Here is a 17,211-nt window from a genome sequence, read left to right on the forward strand (position 1 = left end):
ATGAAGCGTCCTGCACCACCATCGACGACAGGCGCCGGCAAGCATTCCGGCTGGGCATTTCCCCTGCGCTTGCATCTCAGCGTCATCATTGTCGGCCTGCTGGCCTGTACCGCACTGCCGCTCGTTTGGATGGCTTACACCCAAGGCAAGGCGACAGCCCTCAGCACCGGTGAAGCGCAAATGCGCCAACTCGGTTTGCGCACGATAGAGGACTACCGCAATGTCTTCGCGGGTGGTTATGCCGCGATCGAGACGATCTCTGCAGTCCCGCAAATGCTTACGCCGCCTTCCCAGGACCTCGTGGCCAAACAAAACCTGCTGTTGCGGCTGCTGAAGTCGTCCTTCCACCTCGACGGGGTCTACGCCGGCTACCCGGATGGCACCTACATTCAGGCCATAAGGCTTGGAAAAGATCCGGGCTGGCGTGACACGCTGAATGCACCGAACGATGCCGCGTACGCCATACGCACGATCACAAAAGCCATCGGCATTCCGGTGACCACGTGGACGTTCTTCGATGAGGACCGTCGAACCATTGCTCGACGCGCCGACCATGACGATGTCTTTGACCCGCGCTCGCGCCCCTGGTACAGCGCCGCGCTCTCGCAAGGCCGAACGACATCCGTCGGCCCCTATATTTCGGCCGCAACAAACTACCTCACCCTGACCTTCGCCACACCTGCCGATGGGGAAGACGGCGTGGTGATCGGGGCAGACGTGATGCTCGTCACTCTGGGTGAAGTGGTTGACGTCGGCACGATTTCGGAAGAGGCACGTGGCTACGTCTTCGATGACGCAGGGCGCCTGATCGTACATTCCGACCCCGCTGTTATGACGAAGCTGCGCGACCAACTGCGCCGTGGGAGAGTTCTCTCCACTGCGGACGCAACGGCCAGCGACACCGCATTGTCCGCCGTCACCAGCCTCGCGCGCGGCAGTGACGTGCCGGATGGCGAGGTCAGGCGATTTGCGGTCGAGGGCCGCGAGTATCTGGCTCAAACCTTCCGCGCGGAAATTGCCGGCCTGCTGAAAAACTACACCGTCATCATCGCCGCCCCCTTGGACGAGCTGATTGGACCTGTCAGTCGGACTCTCAGGCGCAATCTTGCTGCCGCGGCTGCCTTCCTGGCGGCCGGCGCGATGGCCGCGATCATCATCTCCCGATTGATCAGCCGGTCGCTCTATGCGCTGGCGGACGAGGCACGGCAACTGGGCAATCTCGAATTCAAACAGAGCCGTGTCTCGCGCTCCTGGATATCCGAGGTCAACGCGCTGGCGAAGGCACTGGGCTCGGCCCGCGATGCCATCTGGACATTCTCGCTTTACGTGCCGCGCGAATTGGTGCGCAGGATCGTAATCGCGGGCCAATCGGTCATAGGCTCTGCTTCAAGGCAGGACATTACAGTCCTTTTCACCGACATCCGGGAATTCACCACCATCTCGGAGCGGCACAATCCCGAGGACGTGGTCGCCCTGCTCTCCACCTATTTCGAAACCCTGAACATGATCGTCGAGCGCCATGACGGCACGATCGTGCAATATATCGGAGATTCGATTTTCGCGATGTGGAACGCGCCGATTCACGACGAGCTACATGTCGAGAAAGCGTGCCGCTGCGCCCTGGCTATGAAAGCGGCTGTCGACGCGATGAACGAAACCAACCTGGCGGCTGATCTTCCGACCCTCGTTACGCGTTTCGGACTGCATACCGGCGCTGCGGTGGTCGGCAGTGTCGGCGCGGCCAGCCGAAGGCAATATACGGCGATCGGCGATACGGTGAATATTGCGTCGCGGCTTGAGGGCCTGAACCGTGACTACGGAACCTCGATCCTCGTCAGCAACGCCATCCGCGATGCGGTTGCGGAGAGCTTCCAGTTCATTGCGATCGGGACCGTCAGCGTCAGGGGCCGGACGGGACAGACCACGCTTTACGAGCTTCGCGGGAGCCCAAGCAGCGCAAACCCTTGAGTTGAGGGGCCGTCCGACACTTTCGGACGGCCCCTTCGTGGTTAGTTCGCAAGCAGATCGTTGACTCTGGTTTCTGCATCAGTCAGGGCTGCGTCGATTTCCTTCTGCCCCGTGATGGCGGATGCCATCTCTTCACCGATGATGTCGTTCACGGCGAACTGGTGACGAACCTGTGCCGGCAAGGGCTTTGCAACGTTGGCGATGCTGAGGATCGTCGTGCGATGCGGCAGCGCCTTGAACTCCGAGGAGTCGATGACCGCCTGCTGAGCCGGCAGGTGACCGGTACGTGCCCAATCGAAGTTATGATCGGCCATGAACTTCAGGAACTTGCCGATTGCCGCGACCTGCTCCGGAGTGCGATCCTTCTTCGTCATTGCCCAGGAGTGACCGTCCGACCAGTATGCCGGCTCACCACCGAAGACCGGCGGATACGGATAGACGGCGTAGCCGTTGCTGAGCGGATTATCGGCCTGCTTCGACAGAGCGTCGAAGTCGCCCACAACCCAAGTACCGTTGAGAAGAACACCACCATCACCCTTGGTAAAGCCGGACAGTGATGCAGCGTAGTCCTGATCCTTCGTGGTCAGATCCTGATCGTAGATGTCCTTGAACAGCTGAACGATCTTCTTGGCTTCAGGCGTGTTGAGCTTGACGTGGGTCGGATCCGCGAAGAAGTCCGACTTCATCTGGGTCAGGTAGATGTAGAGCGCACGGTAGAATGCACCCTTCTCGTTGGCCATGCTCTGGACAAGGTAGGGCTTGCCAGTCTTTTCCTTGAACTGCTTTGCCTGAGCGAGCAGTTCATCAGCCGTCTTCGGCAGCACCGGTGTGCCGTCGTCGTTCACCAGGCCCGCCTGGCGGAAGTAATTCATGTTGATGTGCCACAGCATGGTGTGGGAATCGATCGGCAGACCGAAGATCTGGCCTTCCTTCGTCACGCCTTCCCGGCCTGCGGCGGTGAAAGCTGTAGAATCCACGCCCGCAGCCTTGAGTACCGGGTCCAGAGGCTCAAGAAGGCCCTTCGACTGGTAGTCTGACAGAACGGATTCATGGATGGTGACGACATCCGGCGGCTCGCCCGATGCCAGCTGCGCCGTCAGCTGGTCGTAGCCGGGCCACTCAACGGTGTTCACGTTGATCTTGATGTCGGGATTGTCGGCAACGAACTTGTTGATCTGCGACGTGATGATCCCGCACTCGCCAACGGCCTTGCTGACATCGGTGTTGGTTCCCCAATCAGCGTCGCACGATCCGAAGAAACGCTGGACAGTAATTTCGACCGGATCAGCGGCCACGGCCGGCCACGACGCCATGGTCATCGCCGCCGCCAATAGGATGTTTCTCAGGCTAGTCTTCATTGCAATCTCCTCCTCATTGCTTGCGAAAACGCGTGTTGAAACCGGATTGTCAGGTCATGATCGTCATCGCACTGCGTAACCCGAAACCGCGGTGACGATGTATTTCTGGAAGAACAGGTAGACGACGAGCGTTGGCAGACCTGCAAACACAGCCTGTGCCATCAGGAAGCCCAAGCCTTCGGTCTGGGCGAAGTTCATCTGCATGGAAGCGATGCCGGTCGTGATCGTATACATGTCCTTCTTGGTCGCCGAAATGAGCGGCCAGAGATAGTCGTTCCAGGCGCCAAGGAAGGTGAACACACCAAGGGTCGCCTGGGCCGGAATAGTTAGGGGCAGAAGCACCTTCCAGAAAATCTTGAAGTGCGATGCATTGTCCAGCCGCGCCGCCTCGTCGAGTTCCTTGGGGATTTCCCTGAAGTACTGAGTCATCAGGAAAACACCGAATGGAGCAGCCAAACCGGGCAGGATCAGGCCGGGATAGCTGTTGTGCAATCGCAGTATGCTGAAGATCTGGTGACGCGCGACGATGACCGCCTGCTCCGGAACGGCAAGTCCGAAGAGAACGATGACAAACAGGATGTCACGCCCCGGAAAGCGTAGCCGCGCAAAACCATAGCCGGCAAGCGACGACAGGACGAGCACGCCGAGCGTCATGCCCGACGAAACGATGAGACTGTTCAAGAACCAACGGAAGACATTGGATCCGCCGAGAACGTCGACGTAGTTTTTGACCGTATACGGGAAATGAAAGACCGAATTCGTGTCCAGCTTCAGTTCCGCGTTTAGCTTGAACGACAGTCCGACGACCCAAAGGATCGGCAGGACCATGATCAGGCCGGCGACCACGACGGCGAGAAGGATGAAACGGTCTCCGAGGGACTTTCCGACCATGCCGGAGCTTGTGCCGCTCATCGATTTTCTCCGCGCCGGTTTGAAAGGAAGTATTGCAGCATGCCGGCCATCAGGATGATCGCGAACAGGACCTGCGAGGTCGCAGCACCCATACCGACATCGAAGCGGGTGAAGGCAACGTCGTAGATGTAAAGGACGATCGGCCTCGAAGCGTTGTTGGGGCCGCCCTGCGTCATCAACTGAGCCTGGCCGAACACCTGGAACTGAAGCACGCTTTGAATGATCAGCACGAGCAAGAATGTCCGGCGGATCGAAGGGAGCGTAATGCGCAACAGCGTCTTCCAGCGCCCGGCATTGTCGAGCGCCGCCGCTTCATAGATTTCACCTGGCACCTGTTGCAGCGCCGCCAGAAACAGCATCATCGGCAAGCCGACGCCCCACCAGACTGTTGCAATCGCGACGGCCGGGAGCGCAAGACGCGCATTGCTGAGGAAGGTGACCTGCGGCAGGCCGAACCAGCCGAAGATATTGGAAAGCAGGCCAATGTCGGGGATAAAGACGATGCGCCATATCAGGGTTACCACCGTGACTGATAGCACCGACGAAGCGAAGAAGACCGCGCGCATCACCGAGGCGAAGCGTGTCTTGCGATTGAGCGCCAACGCGAGCGCGAGGCCGAACACCGCGAGAACAGGCACGGTCAGCACAACGAAATAGAGTGTATTCAGAACCGCGCCGCGGAAAATCTTGTCGTTGAACAGGCGCGTATAGTTTGCAAGCCCGACAAACTTGCCGGGGCCGAACAGGTCCGCCTTCGTCAGGCCAAGCCAGAAGCCCCAAAAGAGGGGAATGACCAGCAAGCAAACAAAAACAAGCACGAACGGCGCAACGAACAAGCCGTTTCGCAAACGGGATTCGTTCATATGGATGGTCTGGCCCATCATGCCGCCTCCGCGGTGTGATAGCCCCGGCCGGCCGCGTCAAAAAGGTGGGTTCGCCGGCCGTCGAACGTCAGGGCCACGGTTGCGCCGGGCGCGAGCGGGCTATCTCCTTTTGCTTCTGCCACCAGCAGCGAGTTATCCGCGATGCGAGCATAGACGAGCGTGCGATCCCCCAGCCGCTCGATGACCTCCACAACGGCATCCGTGTCGCCTGTTCCGGACTGCCCGATCGAAATGGCTTCTGCGCGGACACCCATGGTGTAGTCGCTTGCCGGCGCCAGTTCTTTGACTTGAACCGCCGTCCGGATGGTTGCTCCATCGGTAAGGCGAGCAACATTGCCCTCGAGCTTCACGGGCAGGAAGTTCATGGCAGGAGAGCCAACGAACTCGGCGACAAAGCGTGTCGCAGGTCGCGCATAAATCTCCATCGGCGTGCCGACCTGTTCGATGCGCCGGTTGTTCATGACGACGATCCGGTGTGCGAGCGTCATCGCCTCGATCTGGTCATGCGTCACGAAGACCATCGTCGATTTGACCCGGTTGTGAAGCTGCGCCAGCTCGACGCGTGTTCGGACACGAAGTGCTGCATCGAGGTTCGACAGTGGCTCGTCGAACAGGAAGGCTTGCGGCTCCTTGACGATCGCACGACCGATGGCCACGCGCTGACGCTGGCCGCCGGACAGCTGGCCCGGCTTGCGATCAAGCAACTTGTCGAGAACAAGAACCTGGGCCGCCTCCGTTACCCGGCGACCGATCTCCGCCTCATCGACACCGATGTTGCGCAGGCCGAAGGCCATGTTGTCGCGCACGCTCATGTGCGGATAGAGCGCGTAGTGCTGGAACACCATGGCGATGCCGCGTTCGCCCGGCGGCAGATGATCGATACGCTTGCCGTCGATGCGAATCTCGCCACCGTCGATGCCCTCCAACCCGGCAATCATCCGCAGCAAGGTGGATTTCCCGCACCCGGATGGGCCGAGAAAGACCATGAACTCGTTGGAGTTGATCGTCAGGGACAGATTATCGATGACCTGCACGGCACCGTATTGCTTGCTTATGTTCACCAGTTCAATGAGCGCCACGTATTCCTCCGCTTTTGGGCTCCAGAGCCTTGTCGTCCGAGACCGGGCGCGGTTTCCTGCGCCCGGACCTGACATCGTCATTTGCTCTGATTGACCGTCGCGATCATGGCGTCGAACAAGGCGGCGGCAACTGGATCGGTGCCGGCCGGTGTGCTGGTCAGCCTGAAGGTTGTTGCAACAAGGTTGCCGCGCCCGACACGCCGTTCGGCGATCGTGACCGCCGGCTTGTGGACCCAACCGATGACGAGCCCGCCATGTACCGGACCGGCATATTCGAACGTGCGGAAGCCTGTCATGACATGGTGCGGAACCACCTTCTCGAACGACAGGTCGAGCAAGGGACCACCCGGCAATGATGCGAACGCACCTGCCCGCCGGATCCAGCTGAAGTTGGCGATCCAGTCACCGCGCCACAGGGTTCCTTCGCGTGCGATCAGACCGATGCCTGGAAGCTGCTGGTCGATACCGACAGGCATGTCCCGTTCATCGATGGTCATCTCGCGATAGAGCTTCTCACCGGCGGGGATATCCGTGCGCAGATTGCGATGCGTGGGAACGCTGCCGTCAGCGATCACGAAATAGCGTGCCCCGTGGCGCATCGCTTCAATGTCGCTCTCGTCGAGGGCATGCGCCAGATTGACGTCCGCTTTGTCAGGCTCAACGACAGGGTAGCCCAGCGTCTCGGCAAAGGCCCGAAGCGCCGGATCCCTGGACGCGATGCTCGGCAAGTTGGCCCGGCTGCGCTTTGCATAAAGCGCGATGTCGAGAACGTTGGACGCCAGCCGCTGTCCGTTGGACAGGACTTCGAATTCGATCCGCAGCGTGCGGTTGCCGTCGGTATCCGGCATCTGCATCGGCACGACGCCGGCGCTTGCGACCGCATTGGCGGCCGTTGCCGGGAGAGCCCGCTCGCCGTCGTACCCGTAGGTCCAGCGGATCGTTGCTCCTTCAGGAATGGACGCGCCACCGGTCGCCACCGAGAGATCCACCTCCAGCACATCGCCGGCATAGGCAGACCAGGCGCTCGGGCGGGCGACAATTACGATATCGCTATTGATGCTTGAGAACTGGTCGTGGAAGACGCGCGGGTTTCTGTTGATATCGAGAAGGCCGTTTGCCTCCCAATGAACGTCGGTAAATTCGGTGATGACATAGCCAACAATTGTCGGGTGCGCGCGCATCACCTCGATCTCATACTTGAGGTTTGCGAACTGGTACCATTGCGCGGCCTCGATGAAGGACCCGAAATTCTTGAAGACGGTATCCAGATGCAGCGCCCCGAAGCGTTTCTGGACCCCATGCGGATAGGCGACGCCGTCACCCCATGTCGCACCGGTCTCCATCCAGAAGGGTTCGGAGCCGTCTTCCAGTAGGACCTTCGACGGATCAGGCAGGCCCCACACGCCAAACTCGGAGACGATAAGCGGCTCGTCGCCCCGTCGCTGCGCATCTCCAAGGCCCGAATAGGTCCATGCAGCGCCACCGGCGAATTGCTTGGTGATATCGTCCCACTCTTCACGGCGTTCCGGAACGGAGCGGTAATAGTGGTAGTCGTTGAGGTCCGACTTCACATGGAAATTCGGGAAGCAGGCGGAATTGTCCGTAACGAGGCGGCCTGGGTCGAGCGCCTTCAACCAGTCATAGGTTTCGGCCAGCCACTGACGATGGTCGGCATTCTCGACAGTGCGCGTTCCCCAATCCTCGTTGATGATCGTCCACGCGATGATCGACGGGTGATGGCCATCGCGCCGGACAATCCCTTCCATGGTCTCGCGCATCCGCCGGGCCGAGGCATCCGTGAATGTCTGGACGTTCGGAATCTCGGTCCAGATCAGCAGACCGATGCGGTCCGCGACATCGTAGTAGCGCGGATCGGGAACCTTGATGTGAATACGCAGCGTATTCAGCCCAAGCGCCTTGGCCTTGCGCGCCTGATCCTCGAGGAACTCGAGCGAAGGCGGCGTGCAGATGCCTTCAGGATAGTAGTCCTGATCGAGCGCGGCACGCATGTAGAGAGGAGCGCCGTTCAGGAAAAGTTGACCGTCGCGCGTCTCGATGGTGCGGAAGCCGAACGTGACCGACGCGGTATCAACGACTGCGCCTCCGACGAAGAGACTGATGTCGGCACGGTAAAGGTGCGGCGTCTCGGGCGACCACGCTTTCACCTGGGGCACGACGACGCTCAAAGTGCGACCAACGCCCTTGCCCGTAGCTTCCAATGCTCCGTCCGGTCCGTGGACAAGGACGTGTACTTCTGCGTTCGCCGCCTCCGCTGAAAGCTCCAGATCAAAGCGAACGGCACCTGACGCAAGGTCTGCTTTCGCAGTTGCATGCTTGATGTGGCTGATATCGCGGGCTTCCAGGGTCACCGACTGCCAGATGCCGCCGAGCGGACCATACCAGCTCTGCTTGCCGTGCGGAATTTCCGCGAAAGGAAACTGAGGGTACTTGGTCGCATCGGCGCTCGGTAGCGTGACCGACACCTCGACCTCATTTTCCGCCTTGAGAACACCGCGCGGAATAGTCAGTGTAAACGGAAGGTAGCCGCCTTCATGCGTCCCGATCGACTGGCCATTGACCAAGACCTCAGCAAAATAGTTCACCGCGCCGAAGTGAAGCGAAATATCGCGTTCGGCCCAGTCCTTCGGTAGCGAAAACCGCCGACGATAGATCCCCGTACCGAACGCGTCGTGCAGATCGGCAAATTCGGACTGCCATACCGACGGCACGGAAATCGAGCGCCATTCGGCATCGCTCTCGAACTTGAACTGCCAGAGGCCGTCGAGTGTCATTCGCTTGCGTGCATCCTGGGATGGCGACAAGGCGGGCGTGACATGGGCGGTCATAAACTCTCTCCCTTGCGAATTATGTTATTAGTTATATTATTAGTTATGGGTATCGACAATATAACTTGGTGGCAAGCGGAAATTTTCACGACACGCAAAACCCACCGTGGCCGGTTGTCGCAAAAGTGGGTTTTCTATAGTTTGATGAAGGGGATGGGCCGATCGATGAAGTGGGACAAACATTGACCAAGCGTGCAACCATGGTTGACGTTGCACAGCGTGCAGGCGTCTCACAGGCAACGGTATCTCTGGTATTGAATGGGGTCAGCAATCCTCGCGTTTCAGAGGTGACCCGTGCACGCGTCATGGAAGCGGCGGAAGCGCTTGGCTATCGCAAAGGCCCCAGGCACAACGTTCCCGAACATCGGCGCCCCGTCATCGGTCTGCTGATTGATGAGGTCAGCACGACGCCCTTTGCCATGCCCTTCATCGAGGGCGCACGCGACGAGGCTGCCCTGCAGGATGTCCTCATTGCGACCTTCTGCACCCGCTCCGACCCGAAGATCGAAAGCGCAGCACTTGATCTGCTTCAGGAGCTCAACGCCATCGGCGTTCTCTACACCACATTGACGACCCGACAAGTCCTCGCTCCTGAACGCCTGAACGACATCCCAACCGTGCTCGTCAACTGCTACGACAAGCATCGCCGGCACCCGTCGGTCGTTCCCGGTGATGTCGCAGGTGGATATGCCGCTACCGAAGCCCTGCTCAAAGCAGGCCACCGACGGATAGCACACCTCAAGGGAGAAGATTGGATCGATGCGGCAAGGGAGCGTGAAAAGGGGTATCGGCAGGCGCTGACGACCTGGGACGTGCCTATTGACGAGGACCTGATTCTCACAGGCGGCTGGACGGTCAATGGTGGCCGGGAGCTGACACTCAAGCTGCTCGACAGGACGCCGGCCCCTTCGGCCATTTTTTGTTTCAACGACCGCATGGCCGTCGGCGCATATGATGCCGTCAAGAGCCGGGGTCTGCGGGTACCGGAAGATATCTCCGTGGTGGGTTTCGACGACGAGGATCTTGCCTCGTACATGGTGCCGCCGCTTTCCACCGTGCTTTTGCCGCATGATGAGATGGCGCGATGGGCGGTGGGTGCGCTGCTCGACCAGAACGAGGGTATTTCCTCCCACCGAAGCGCCCGAAAGATCAAGATCGAGTGCCCGCTTGTTGAACGCGGCTCGATCGCAGCGCCCTCGCCTGATGCGAGCCCATCCAGTTGACCACCGGCCATACAAACCGTCGCTTCGGCCAACGAAAAGCTAGGCCTGATATTTCCGCGCCTTGATGTTATGTCCCTTTTTCGGTCCGATCCCGCTTCACGAAGGGAAGGGCTGGCTTTTCGGGGACTGATAGGACTGCCGGGCTAACATCGACCGCTATCTTGGAACGAACTGTTCCACCCTAAAGCTCGACTAAATCTCTAAACGCCAGTACGCCATCAGCCGAGGGTCGTCCAGCATAACGGCGTCCGGCCGAAAACTGGCAATTTGCAGTAGACCCTCTGCGTCGACCTTGCCGACGGGATACTGTGGATATTCCTCGAGCGGCATATTACGCGGCTGACCGACCATGACGGCCAGATGCATTTCCGATCGCCGCACTCTGCTGACACGCGCCTCGGTCAGATCTGCCTGCCACAACCTGAACCAGTCCGCGCCCGCATCCCCCACCTCTTCGATCGCATCGGCCGTATGGATCAGGGACAGGATCGGGATTCGGCTGTCCAATCGCCGAGCGACGCGAATGAGGTCGAGGCTCCGTAAACCAAGGACGATCCGCGGCTCGATATCGGCCCCCGCTAAGTCGCGCAGGATGGCTTCCAGCGTGACACCATCCAGAAGCTTCACGTCCAGGAGCACGCCAAGAGGGCGAGATGCTGACAACGCCTCTCGCAGGGTGAGGATCGAAGGTATTTTTTGTCGAAGCGTGGCAAGGTCGATCTCGGCAACCGCGCGCGGATCGCCGCAAAGCCGCTCCAGGGTATCATCGTGAAAGCAGACCAAATGACCGTCTGCCGTCTGCCGCACGTCCGTCTCGACAGCATCGGCACCGACGGCGGCGGCAGCTTGAAAAGCGGCGGCGCTGTTTTCCGCAGCCAGCAGAGCCCCGCCTCTGTGCGCAATGACGAGCGGCTTGCGCCGCGGTGACGTCCAGAAACTCATGATCAATCAGCCCATCGTCAACCGGGATGTGGCCCTGAACGAGCGGAATGCCTTGAGCGCATCGATCGAGCGCCCGTTGTCGATGGATGCGAGATCGAGAATGATGGCATTGGCAATCGTCATCGGCACGACCAGAGACTGGGACTCGCCTGGATCGCCGCGCGACACCAGGATCTGATGATCCGGCGCGGGATCAATGCGCGTCCCTCCGACATCGGTGATCGCCAGCACCGTGGCCCCTGCCCGCATGGCGACGTCGCGGACTTCCTGCAGCAGTGGAGGAGCCCTGCGGAAGGCAAGAACCCAGACGACGTCTTCACCACAAACCGTCGACAGGATCTCTGGCAGTTGATGCACCTGGCTACCGAGATCGATGGCCTCATAACCCGAGCGATTGAGGCGCAGCGCGATCAGCGAACTCAGTGACGCGAAATGGCCGCGGCCGAAAACATAGATTTTGCGGCCGTCGCGCAGCCGTTGAGAAAACGCCCTGATATCGGCATCGGAAACGCTGTTGCGTGCCTGCTGAAGCGCTGCGATCTCGCTGTCCAGCACCGAGGCCAGCAGGCCGCTGTCCTCTGCCCTGACGAGTCGGGCCGCCATACGGGCCGCCGGACTTTCGAAATCGTTGCCGCCTTCGGTCAGGCTCGACTGCAGGAAGCTGCGAAACTCCGGATAGCCCTTGAAACCCAGTCGCCGCGCCAGCCTCACGGCCGAGGCTGGATGAACGCCGGCGCGGGACGAGACATCCTTGCCGTTCTCGAGCGCAGCCCGGATCGGATCCTGAATGAGAACGTCGAGAAGACGGGTATCGGCATCGGTCAGCCGCGTCGAGTGACGGCTGATCAAATCGCTCAAGGCAAGGGATGCATCCGGCCTGTTCATGTCGTCGCCAATCTCAATGTCCTGCGATCTTGCGTCCACCTCTGGACAATTCCACGCGATCCCCGCTCTGGCTATCGAAAAACAGTGCGCGGTCGAGATCATAGGAAATCCACAGCTTGCCGGTGTCGACGGGAAGGTCCCGCCGCGGCGCCGTGACAGTCAGCCGTCCTGCCGGGCTTTCACAATGCAGCAGCATCTCCGAGCCGGTCATCTCGGAGAGCACCAGCCGCGCCGGCAGAGCAGCGCCGCCCGGATTGTCGCCATGTACCGCCAGGACATCCGGGCGCAGGCCAATTGTCAGACCGGGCGAGCCATTCCAGCCCGGCAAGGCTTCGGACTCGACGAAATTTATCGGCGGCATGCCGAGGAAGCTGGCGACGAAGCGGTTCTTCGGCTTGTCATAGATGACCTCAGGCCGGTCGAACTGCAGCAGATGGCCGTCCTTCATCACAGCAACCCTGTCCGCCAGAGACAGCGCCTCGGTCTGATCGTGGGTGACGTAGATGATCGTGGCACCGAGCGTGCGGTGCAGTTCCTTGATCTCGGTGCGCATGGTGATGCGCAGCGCATTGTCGAGATTGGAAAGCGGCTCGTCCATGAGAAAGATGGAGGCATTGCGTGCCATCGCGCGCCCCATGGCGACGCGCTGCCGTTGACCGCCCGAAAGCGCCGCGGGCTTGCGGTCGAGATAGGGTTCGAGCTGCAGCGTTCTCGCCACATCTTCGGCGCGAGCGTTGCGGTCGCCCTTGCGCATTCCGCGCAATTCGAGACCGAAGGCAATGTTCTCCCGCACCGTCATATGCGGATAGAGCGCATAGTTTTGGAAGATCATCGCGATGTCGCGATCCTGCGGCGCAAGATCGTTGGCACGTCGTCCACCGATCTCGATCAGCCCCTCCTCGCAGCGATCCAGTCCGGCGATCATCCTGAGCAGCGTCGACTTTCCGCAGCCGGAAGGGCCGACGATGACCACGAACTCGCCTGGCGTAATATCGAGCGAAACGCCATGCAGGATGCGCGGGCCGTTGGGATAGGATTTCCGGACGTCACGAAGACTGATGCCGCTCATGCCGCGCCCTTTCCGTGAAATCCGTTGCGCCGGGCGATCGCCAGCGTCGGGCGATCGGTGGTGAACACCTTGACCTGAAGAGAAAGCGCCTTGTCGATCTGCTCGCGGTGATGGGCGGCCCAGCAGCCGAAGTCGATACCGGCGGACACGAATACATCCTGCAGGGCGAGATCAGCCGTATCGATATGCACGCCGACCTCTGGGATGCCATGCGCCTTTGCGACTTCGATGACGGTTTCGGCGCCGAGTTGCCGCAACACCGGAGGGCTGACGAGCCAGAGCCGCGGGCGGGCGGTCGCACGGGCCAGCTCGTCGAGCGAGCGGACGAGAAAGGACGAGAACGCTGTGCGCTCCAGCATTCCGTGCTGAGCGAGAACGGAAACAACGCGCGGCACGAAGTCCTCATAGGGCATGCCGTCGATACCGGGCTTGATCTCGCAGCGGAAGCCGACATGGCTGGGCGCATAGATCGCGCAGAGTTCTTCCAGCGTCAGCGGATTGGCACCCGCGCCATAGCGGATCGTGGCAGACTTGATCGCGGCAAGGGTCAGTTCGGCGATCGCACCGCTGCTGTCCGTCGTGGCGTCCAGCGTCGGGTCGTGATGCACGACGATGGCGCCGTCCGCCGTCGGATGAACGTCGAACTCCACCTCTTCCAGGGCCATTCCTGCGGTTGCGGCAAATCCCTGCGGAGTGCTGTCGCCGAATTCCAGCGTTCCGCCGCGATGTGATGCGATGCGTGTCATGTCTGTGATGTCCTTGATATTACTTGACGGCGCCCATGGTGATGCCGCGCACGAGATGGCGCTCGACCAGGAGGAACCCGAGGAGAACCGGGAGGATGGTGATTGTCGACGCCGCCATGACCAGCGGCCAGTCGACCAGCCCCTCACCCGGGTTGATACGATAGAGCCGGGCGAGGCCGACCTGCAGCGTGAAGAGATCCTGATTGCCGACCGCGACCAGGGGCCAGATGTAGCTGTTCCACTCCGTCATGAAGATGTAGAGAGCCATCGACGCGATCGCCGGACGCGACAGAGGCACGATGATGCGCCAGAGTACCGTGAGCGGGCTCGCTCCATCCATATAGGCGGCCTCGTCGAGCGCCTTCGGAATGCCGCGGATGTACTGCCGCAGGAAGAAGGCGGCAAAGCCGTTCGAAATGGCCGGCAGGATCAGCCCGGCATAGGTATCCAGCAGCCCCACCTTGGCCAGCGACAGGTAATTCGGAATGAGGCTGATATGGCTGGGAATCATCAGCGTCGCGACTGTCGCCCCGAACAGGAAGTTGCCGCCCCTGAACGCGTAACGGGCGAAGGCATAGGCGGCCATCGTCGCGAAGGTGATGCCGAGCAGCGTGACCATGCCAGACACGATCAGGCTGTTGAGCAGGTAGCGGGCGAAATTGTACTGCCCGACGGCACGCCCGTAATTGTCGAGCGTGAAGCCGATCTCGCCCGCATAATAGGCGTCCGATGTCTGGAACGATATCCAGATCGAATAGAGAACGGGAGAGAGGAACAATAGCCCGGCGATCAACGCGAGGCCGGCGAGAAAGGGATTTTCAGGCTTCATAGTGAACCCTCTTGCCGATGATCCGGGATTTGAGGAATGCGAGCGCGACAAGCAGGACGAAAAGCAGCACGGCAAGCGCTGAACCACGCCCGATGTCGAAGAGCACGAAGCCGATCTCGTAGAGCAGGTTGACCAGCATGTCGGTTGCGCCGGCGGGACCGCCGCGCGTCATGACATTGACGATCGTGAAGACCTGGAAGGCTTCAATGACCGAAATCACCAGCAGGAAATATGTGGTTGGCATGACCAATGGCAGGGTGATCCGGCGGAAGACGTGCAGGCGGCGGCCGCCATCGACGGCAGCAGCATCGTAGAGTTCGCGCGGGATGGCCTGCAGACCGGCAACATAGATGACGATGTCGTAGCCGAGCTGTTTCCAGGTGTTGACGAAGATCAGCACCCAAAGCGCCAGATAGGGATCCTGGAGCCATTGCACCCGGCCCAGCCCCAGCGTCACCAGGATGGTGTTGACCATCCCGTAGTCGGTGGAGAACACCCAGGAGAAGACGACCGCGATCGACACCGTCGAGGTGACCGATGGCAGGAAAAGAGCGCCGCGCAACAGTCGCGAATGCGCGCTTTCGCGCACGAGATAGCTTGCGATGAGCACCGCCATTCCGAGCCGCAGAGGAACGGAGAGGATGGCAAAGAGCGTCGTCACCCACAGTGAGTTCCAGAGCTCACGCGACGAAAGCAGTTGCTCGTAGTTCCGCATTCCGACGAAGGGCATGTCGGGCGACAGGAAGTTCCAGGAGCGGACGCTCAGATTGAGGCTCGCAAGGATCGGAATATAGGTGAATACCGCGATGAAGATCATCAGCGGCGCCACGAAGAGATAGGGTGTGAGTTTACGAAGCATGGCCGTGACAAACATCGGCGAAGCGGGAGACTGTCCCGTCCGCCGATGCCCTTGCATGATGATCAGTTGCCGACGCGCTTTTCTTCGGCGCGCGTCTGCTCGGCGAAGTCCTTCATCGTCTCGTCGACGCTTCGCTGGCCAAGCGCCATGGCCTGCCACATCTTGTATTCGGTGGTACGCATCCATGTGACGACGGTGGTGCGGGCACGTCCATGCGCGTTCGGCAGGGAGTCGATCGCGACATCGATGCCGGGCTGCGTCGCCAGAGCCTCCTGGGCAACGGGAAGAGCGGCGCTCTTCTTGTTGATCGGCAGGTAGCCCGTAGCAGCGAACCAGATAGCGTTGGCCTCGGGCGAAGCGGCATAGCTGACGAACCTGTAGGCAGCGTCCTGAACTTCCTTCGGCGAGGTCGCCATGATGCCGATGCCGGCGCCGCCGATCGGAACGGAGCACGCCTTGTTGCAGGGCATAGGACGCACGGCGAGATTGTCGCCGAGCGCCTTCCGGGACTCGCCGTAGTTGCCGGTCGAGTTGAACATGATGCCGACCTTCTTGGCGAGGAACGCGTCGCGGCCGTTGTCTTCCTCGGTCACACCATCAGGCGAGGCGACCTTGTTTTCGTGCACGAGCGACGCCATCCACTGATAGGCTTCGATGGTGTTCGGCTTGTCGAGCAGGATCTCGCCGCTCTTCGGATCGACAAGTTCGCTGTCATTCGCCATTACCAGACCCCAGCGGGCAAACTGGCCGGGTGCTGCAATACCGGAAATCCCTTCCGAGCCGAGCTTTTCGCTGATCGTCTTCGCCGCAGCCAGGATCTCGTCGAACGTCTTGAGTGGCGTATCGGCCGAAAGACCGGCGCGCGCGAATATATCCTTGTTGAAGTAGAGGACAGGCGTGGAAGAATTGAACGGCACGATATAGTTCTTGCCGCCGATGACACCGACTTCCCGCGCATAGTCGTAGAGGTCGGCCTTCAGGGGATCCGCATCCAAGTAGGGCGTCAGATCCGTCAGGATGTCGTTGTTGGCAAAGAGGCCATAGCGCGTGACCTCCAAGATCACCGCATCCGGCGCGCGCCGCGCCGGGATCGCGGCCTGCAGCTTGGCGATGATGTCGTTGTAGCTGCCGACGAATTCGGCTTCGACATCGATATCAGGGTTGGCGGCTTCGAAATTCTGGATGACCTTGTCCAGCGCCTGGCCGTTGGTCCTGTTGAAGCTGTGCCAAAACTTCACCGTCGTCGCCGCATTCGCCGACCCGACGCCGGCGAGGAGGGTAAGAAGGCTTGCTGCGATGGTGATCTGAAATTTCCGCGACATCTGCATCTCCTGTGCAAACGAAATTGCAATGAGCGCGAATTAGCAATCGCAAGCGACAGTTTCTTGAAGCCTGTGTGAATGTTTGATGACGGAAATGGAGACGAGGCACTCAGGCAATGGTCAACGTTGCCCACAAGCGGCATGAGCCCTTAACCCACGCCGTCGGTGGGTCGGTCGCAAACCGGCCACGCGAAAATGCCGTTCACATCTCGAAAAGCTTTGGACGCGGCAATGACCTGACTACCCGCCTCGGGCCTCAAGCGTCGCTTGGCACCGCCACTCCGGCCTT

At 60.4% G+C, this 17,211-nt stretch carries 14 protein-coding genes; 2 read left to right on the plus strand and 12 right to left on the minus strand.

Annotated features, from left to right (window positions below; genetic code table 11):
* Complete coding sequence (locus tag JNB88_RS26265) at positions 1 to 1,968, plus strand: adenylate/guanylate cyclase domain-containing protein (protein WP_220358014.1); 1,968 nt, start codon at positions 1 to 3, stop codon at positions 1,966 to 1,968.
* Positions 1,969 to 2,009: 41 nt separating this feature from the next.
* Here the strand turns inward: JNB88_RS26265 and JNB88_RS26270 are convergent, their stop codons facing one another.
* The 5 genes from JNB88_RS26270 to JNB88_RS26290 all read right to left on the minus strand — a co-directional run bounded on the left by JNB88_RS26270 (position 2,010) and on the right by JNB88_RS26290 (position 9,047).
* Positions 2,010 to 3,326: an extracellular solute-binding protein gene (locus JNB88_RS26270; RefSeq protein ID WP_220358015.1), complete on the minus strand. Its 1,317-nt coding sequence runs from the start codon at positions 3,324 to 3,326 to the stop codon at positions 2,010 to 2,012.
* 63 nt (positions 3,327 to 3,389) lie between these two features.
* Positions 3,390 to 4,238, minus strand: a complete 849-nt coding sequence (locus JNB88_RS26275) for a carbohydrate ABC transporter permease (protein WP_037133266.1) — start codon at positions 4,236 to 4,238, stop codon at positions 3,390 to 3,392.
* Positions 4,235 to 5,119 carry a carbohydrate ABC transporter permease gene (locus tag JNB88_RS26280; protein ID WP_220358056.1) on the minus strand — a complete coding sequence of 295 codons (885 nt, stop codon included), beginning with the start codon at positions 5,117 to 5,119 and terminating at the stop codon, positions 4,235 to 4,237. Before JNB88_RS26280 ends, JNB88_RS26275 begins: the two co-directional genes overlap by 4 nt.
* Entirely contained in the window at positions 5,119 to 6,201 is a 1,083-nt protein-coding gene (locus tag JNB88_RS26285) for an ABC transporter ATP-binding protein (RefSeq protein WP_220358016.1), read from the minus strand. Before JNB88_RS26285 ends, JNB88_RS26280 begins: the two co-directional genes overlap by 1 nt.
* A 77-nt stretch (positions 6,202 to 6,278) precedes the next feature.
* Positions 6,279 to 9,047 (minus strand): glycoside hydrolase family 2 protein, encoded by a 2,769-nt coding sequence (locus JNB88_RS26290; protein ID WP_220358017.1) that lies wholly within the window; start codon positions 9,045 to 9,047, stop codon positions 6,279 to 6,281.
* 182 nt (positions 9,048 to 9,229) lie between these two features.
* Between JNB88_RS26290 and JNB88_RS26295 the strand changes: the two genes are divergently transcribed.
* Positions 9,230 to 10,270, plus strand: a complete 1,041-nt coding sequence (locus tag JNB88_RS26295; protein WP_220358018.1) for a LacI family DNA-binding transcriptional regulator — start codon at positions 9,230 to 9,232, stop codon at positions 10,268 to 10,270.
* Positions 10,271 to 10,462: 192 nt separating this feature from the next.
* On the opposite strand, the gene JNB88_RS26300 is transcribed toward JNB88_RS26295, so the two are convergent.
* From JNB88_RS26300 to JNB88_RS26330, 7 genes are all read right to left on the minus strand, one after another.
* Positions 10,463 to 11,212, minus strand: coding sequence for a glycerophosphodiester phosphodiesterase (locus JNB88_RS26300; protein WP_220358019.1), 750 nt, complete (start codon positions 11,210 to 11,212; stop codon positions 10,463 to 10,465).
* A 6-nt stretch (positions 11,213 to 11,218) separates the two neighbouring features.
* Entirely contained in the window at positions 11,219 to 12,136 is a 918-nt protein-coding gene (locus JNB88_RS26305; protein ID WP_338111042.1) for a MurR/RpiR family transcriptional regulator, read from the minus strand.
* Complete coding sequence (locus JNB88_RS26310; protein WP_220358020.1) at positions 12,111 to 13,166, minus strand: ABC transporter ATP-binding protein; 1,056 nt, start codon at positions 13,164 to 13,166, stop codon at positions 12,111 to 12,113. The genes JNB88_RS26305 and JNB88_RS26310 overlap by 26 nt, the downstream gene beginning before the upstream one ends.
* Positions 13,163 to 13,912 carry a glycerophosphodiester phosphodiesterase family protein gene (locus tag JNB88_RS26315; RefSeq protein WP_220358021.1) on the minus strand — a complete coding sequence of 250 codons (750 nt, stop codon included), beginning with the start codon at positions 13,910 to 13,912 and terminating at the stop codon, positions 13,163 to 13,165. Before JNB88_RS26315 ends, JNB88_RS26310 begins: the two co-directional genes overlap by 4 nt.
* Positions 13,913 to 13,931: 19 nt before the next feature.
* On the minus strand, positions 13,932 to 14,741 hold the full coding sequence (locus JNB88_RS26320; RefSeq protein ID WP_220358022.1) for a carbohydrate ABC transporter permease: 810 nt from the start codon (positions 14,739 to 14,741) through the stop codon (positions 13,932 to 13,934).
* Complete coding sequence (locus tag JNB88_RS26325; protein WP_037133803.1) at positions 14,731 to 15,600, minus strand: carbohydrate ABC transporter permease; 870 nt, start codon at positions 15,598 to 15,600, stop codon at positions 14,731 to 14,733. The genes JNB88_RS26320 and JNB88_RS26325 overlap by 11 nt, the downstream gene beginning before the upstream one ends.
* 62 nt (positions 15,601 to 15,662) lie before the next feature.
* Positions 15,663 to 16,922: an ABC transporter substrate-binding protein gene (locus tag JNB88_RS26330; protein WP_220358023.1), complete on the minus strand. Its 1,260-nt coding sequence runs from the start codon at positions 16,920 to 16,922 to the stop codon at positions 15,663 to 15,665.
* Between the last annotated feature and the right edge of the window lie 289 nt (positions 16,923 to 17,211).

Origin of the sequence: Rhizobium cauense (genome assembly GCF_019511525.1) — a bacterium.
GTDB lineage: Bacteria > Pseudomonadota > Alphaproteobacteria > Rhizobiales > Rhizobiaceae > Rhizobium > Rhizobium cauense.

What these genes read in the sequence shown, in the direction of transcription:
- JNB88_RS26325 (WP_037133803.1), bottom strand. Translation starts at nt 15,600, where the DNA reads ATGCTTCGTAAACTCACACCCTATCTCTTCGTGGCGCCGCTGATGATC.
- JNB88_RS26275 (WP_037133266.1), bottom strand. Translation starts at nt 4,238, where the DNA reads ATGAGCGGCACAAGCTCCGGCATGGTCGGAAAGTCCCTCGGAGACCGT.
- JNB88_RS26270 (WP_220358015.1), bottom strand. Translation starts at nt 3,326, where the DNA reads ATGAAGACTAGCCTGAGAAACATCCTATTGGCGGCGGCGATGACCATG.
- JNB88_RS26320 (WP_220358022.1), bottom strand. Translation starts at nt 14,741, where the DNA reads ATGAAGCCTGAAAATCCCTTTCTCGCCGGCCTCGCGTTGATCGCCGGG.
- JNB88_RS26315 (WP_220358021.1), bottom strand. Translation starts at nt 13,912, where the DNA reads ATGACACGCATCGCATCACATCGCGGCGGAACGCTGGAATTCGGCGAC.
- JNB88_RS26310 (WP_220358020.1), bottom strand. Translation starts at nt 13,166, where the DNA reads ATGAGCGGCATCAGTCTTCGTGACGTCCGGAAATCCTATCCCAACGGC.
- JNB88_RS26330 (WP_220358023.1), bottom strand. Translation starts at nt 16,922, where the DNA reads ATGTCGCGGAAATTTCAGATCACCATCGCAGCAAGCCTTCTTACCCTC.
- JNB88_RS26265 (WP_220358014.1), top strand. Translation starts at nt 1, where the DNA reads ATGAAGCGTCCTGCACCACCATCGACGACAGGCGCCGGCAAGCATTCC.
- JNB88_RS26290 (WP_220358017.1), bottom strand. Translation starts at nt 9,047, where the DNA reads ATGACCGCCCATGTCACGCCCGCCTTGTCGCCATCCCAGGATGCACGC.
- JNB88_RS26300 (WP_220358019.1), bottom strand. Translation starts at nt 11,212, where the DNA reads ATGAGTTTCTGGACGTCACCGCGGCGCAAGCCGCTCGTCATTGCGCAC.
- JNB88_RS26280 (WP_220358056.1), bottom strand. Translation starts at nt 5,119, where the DNA reads ATGGGCCAGACCATCCATATGAACGAATCCCGTTTGCGAAACGGCTTG.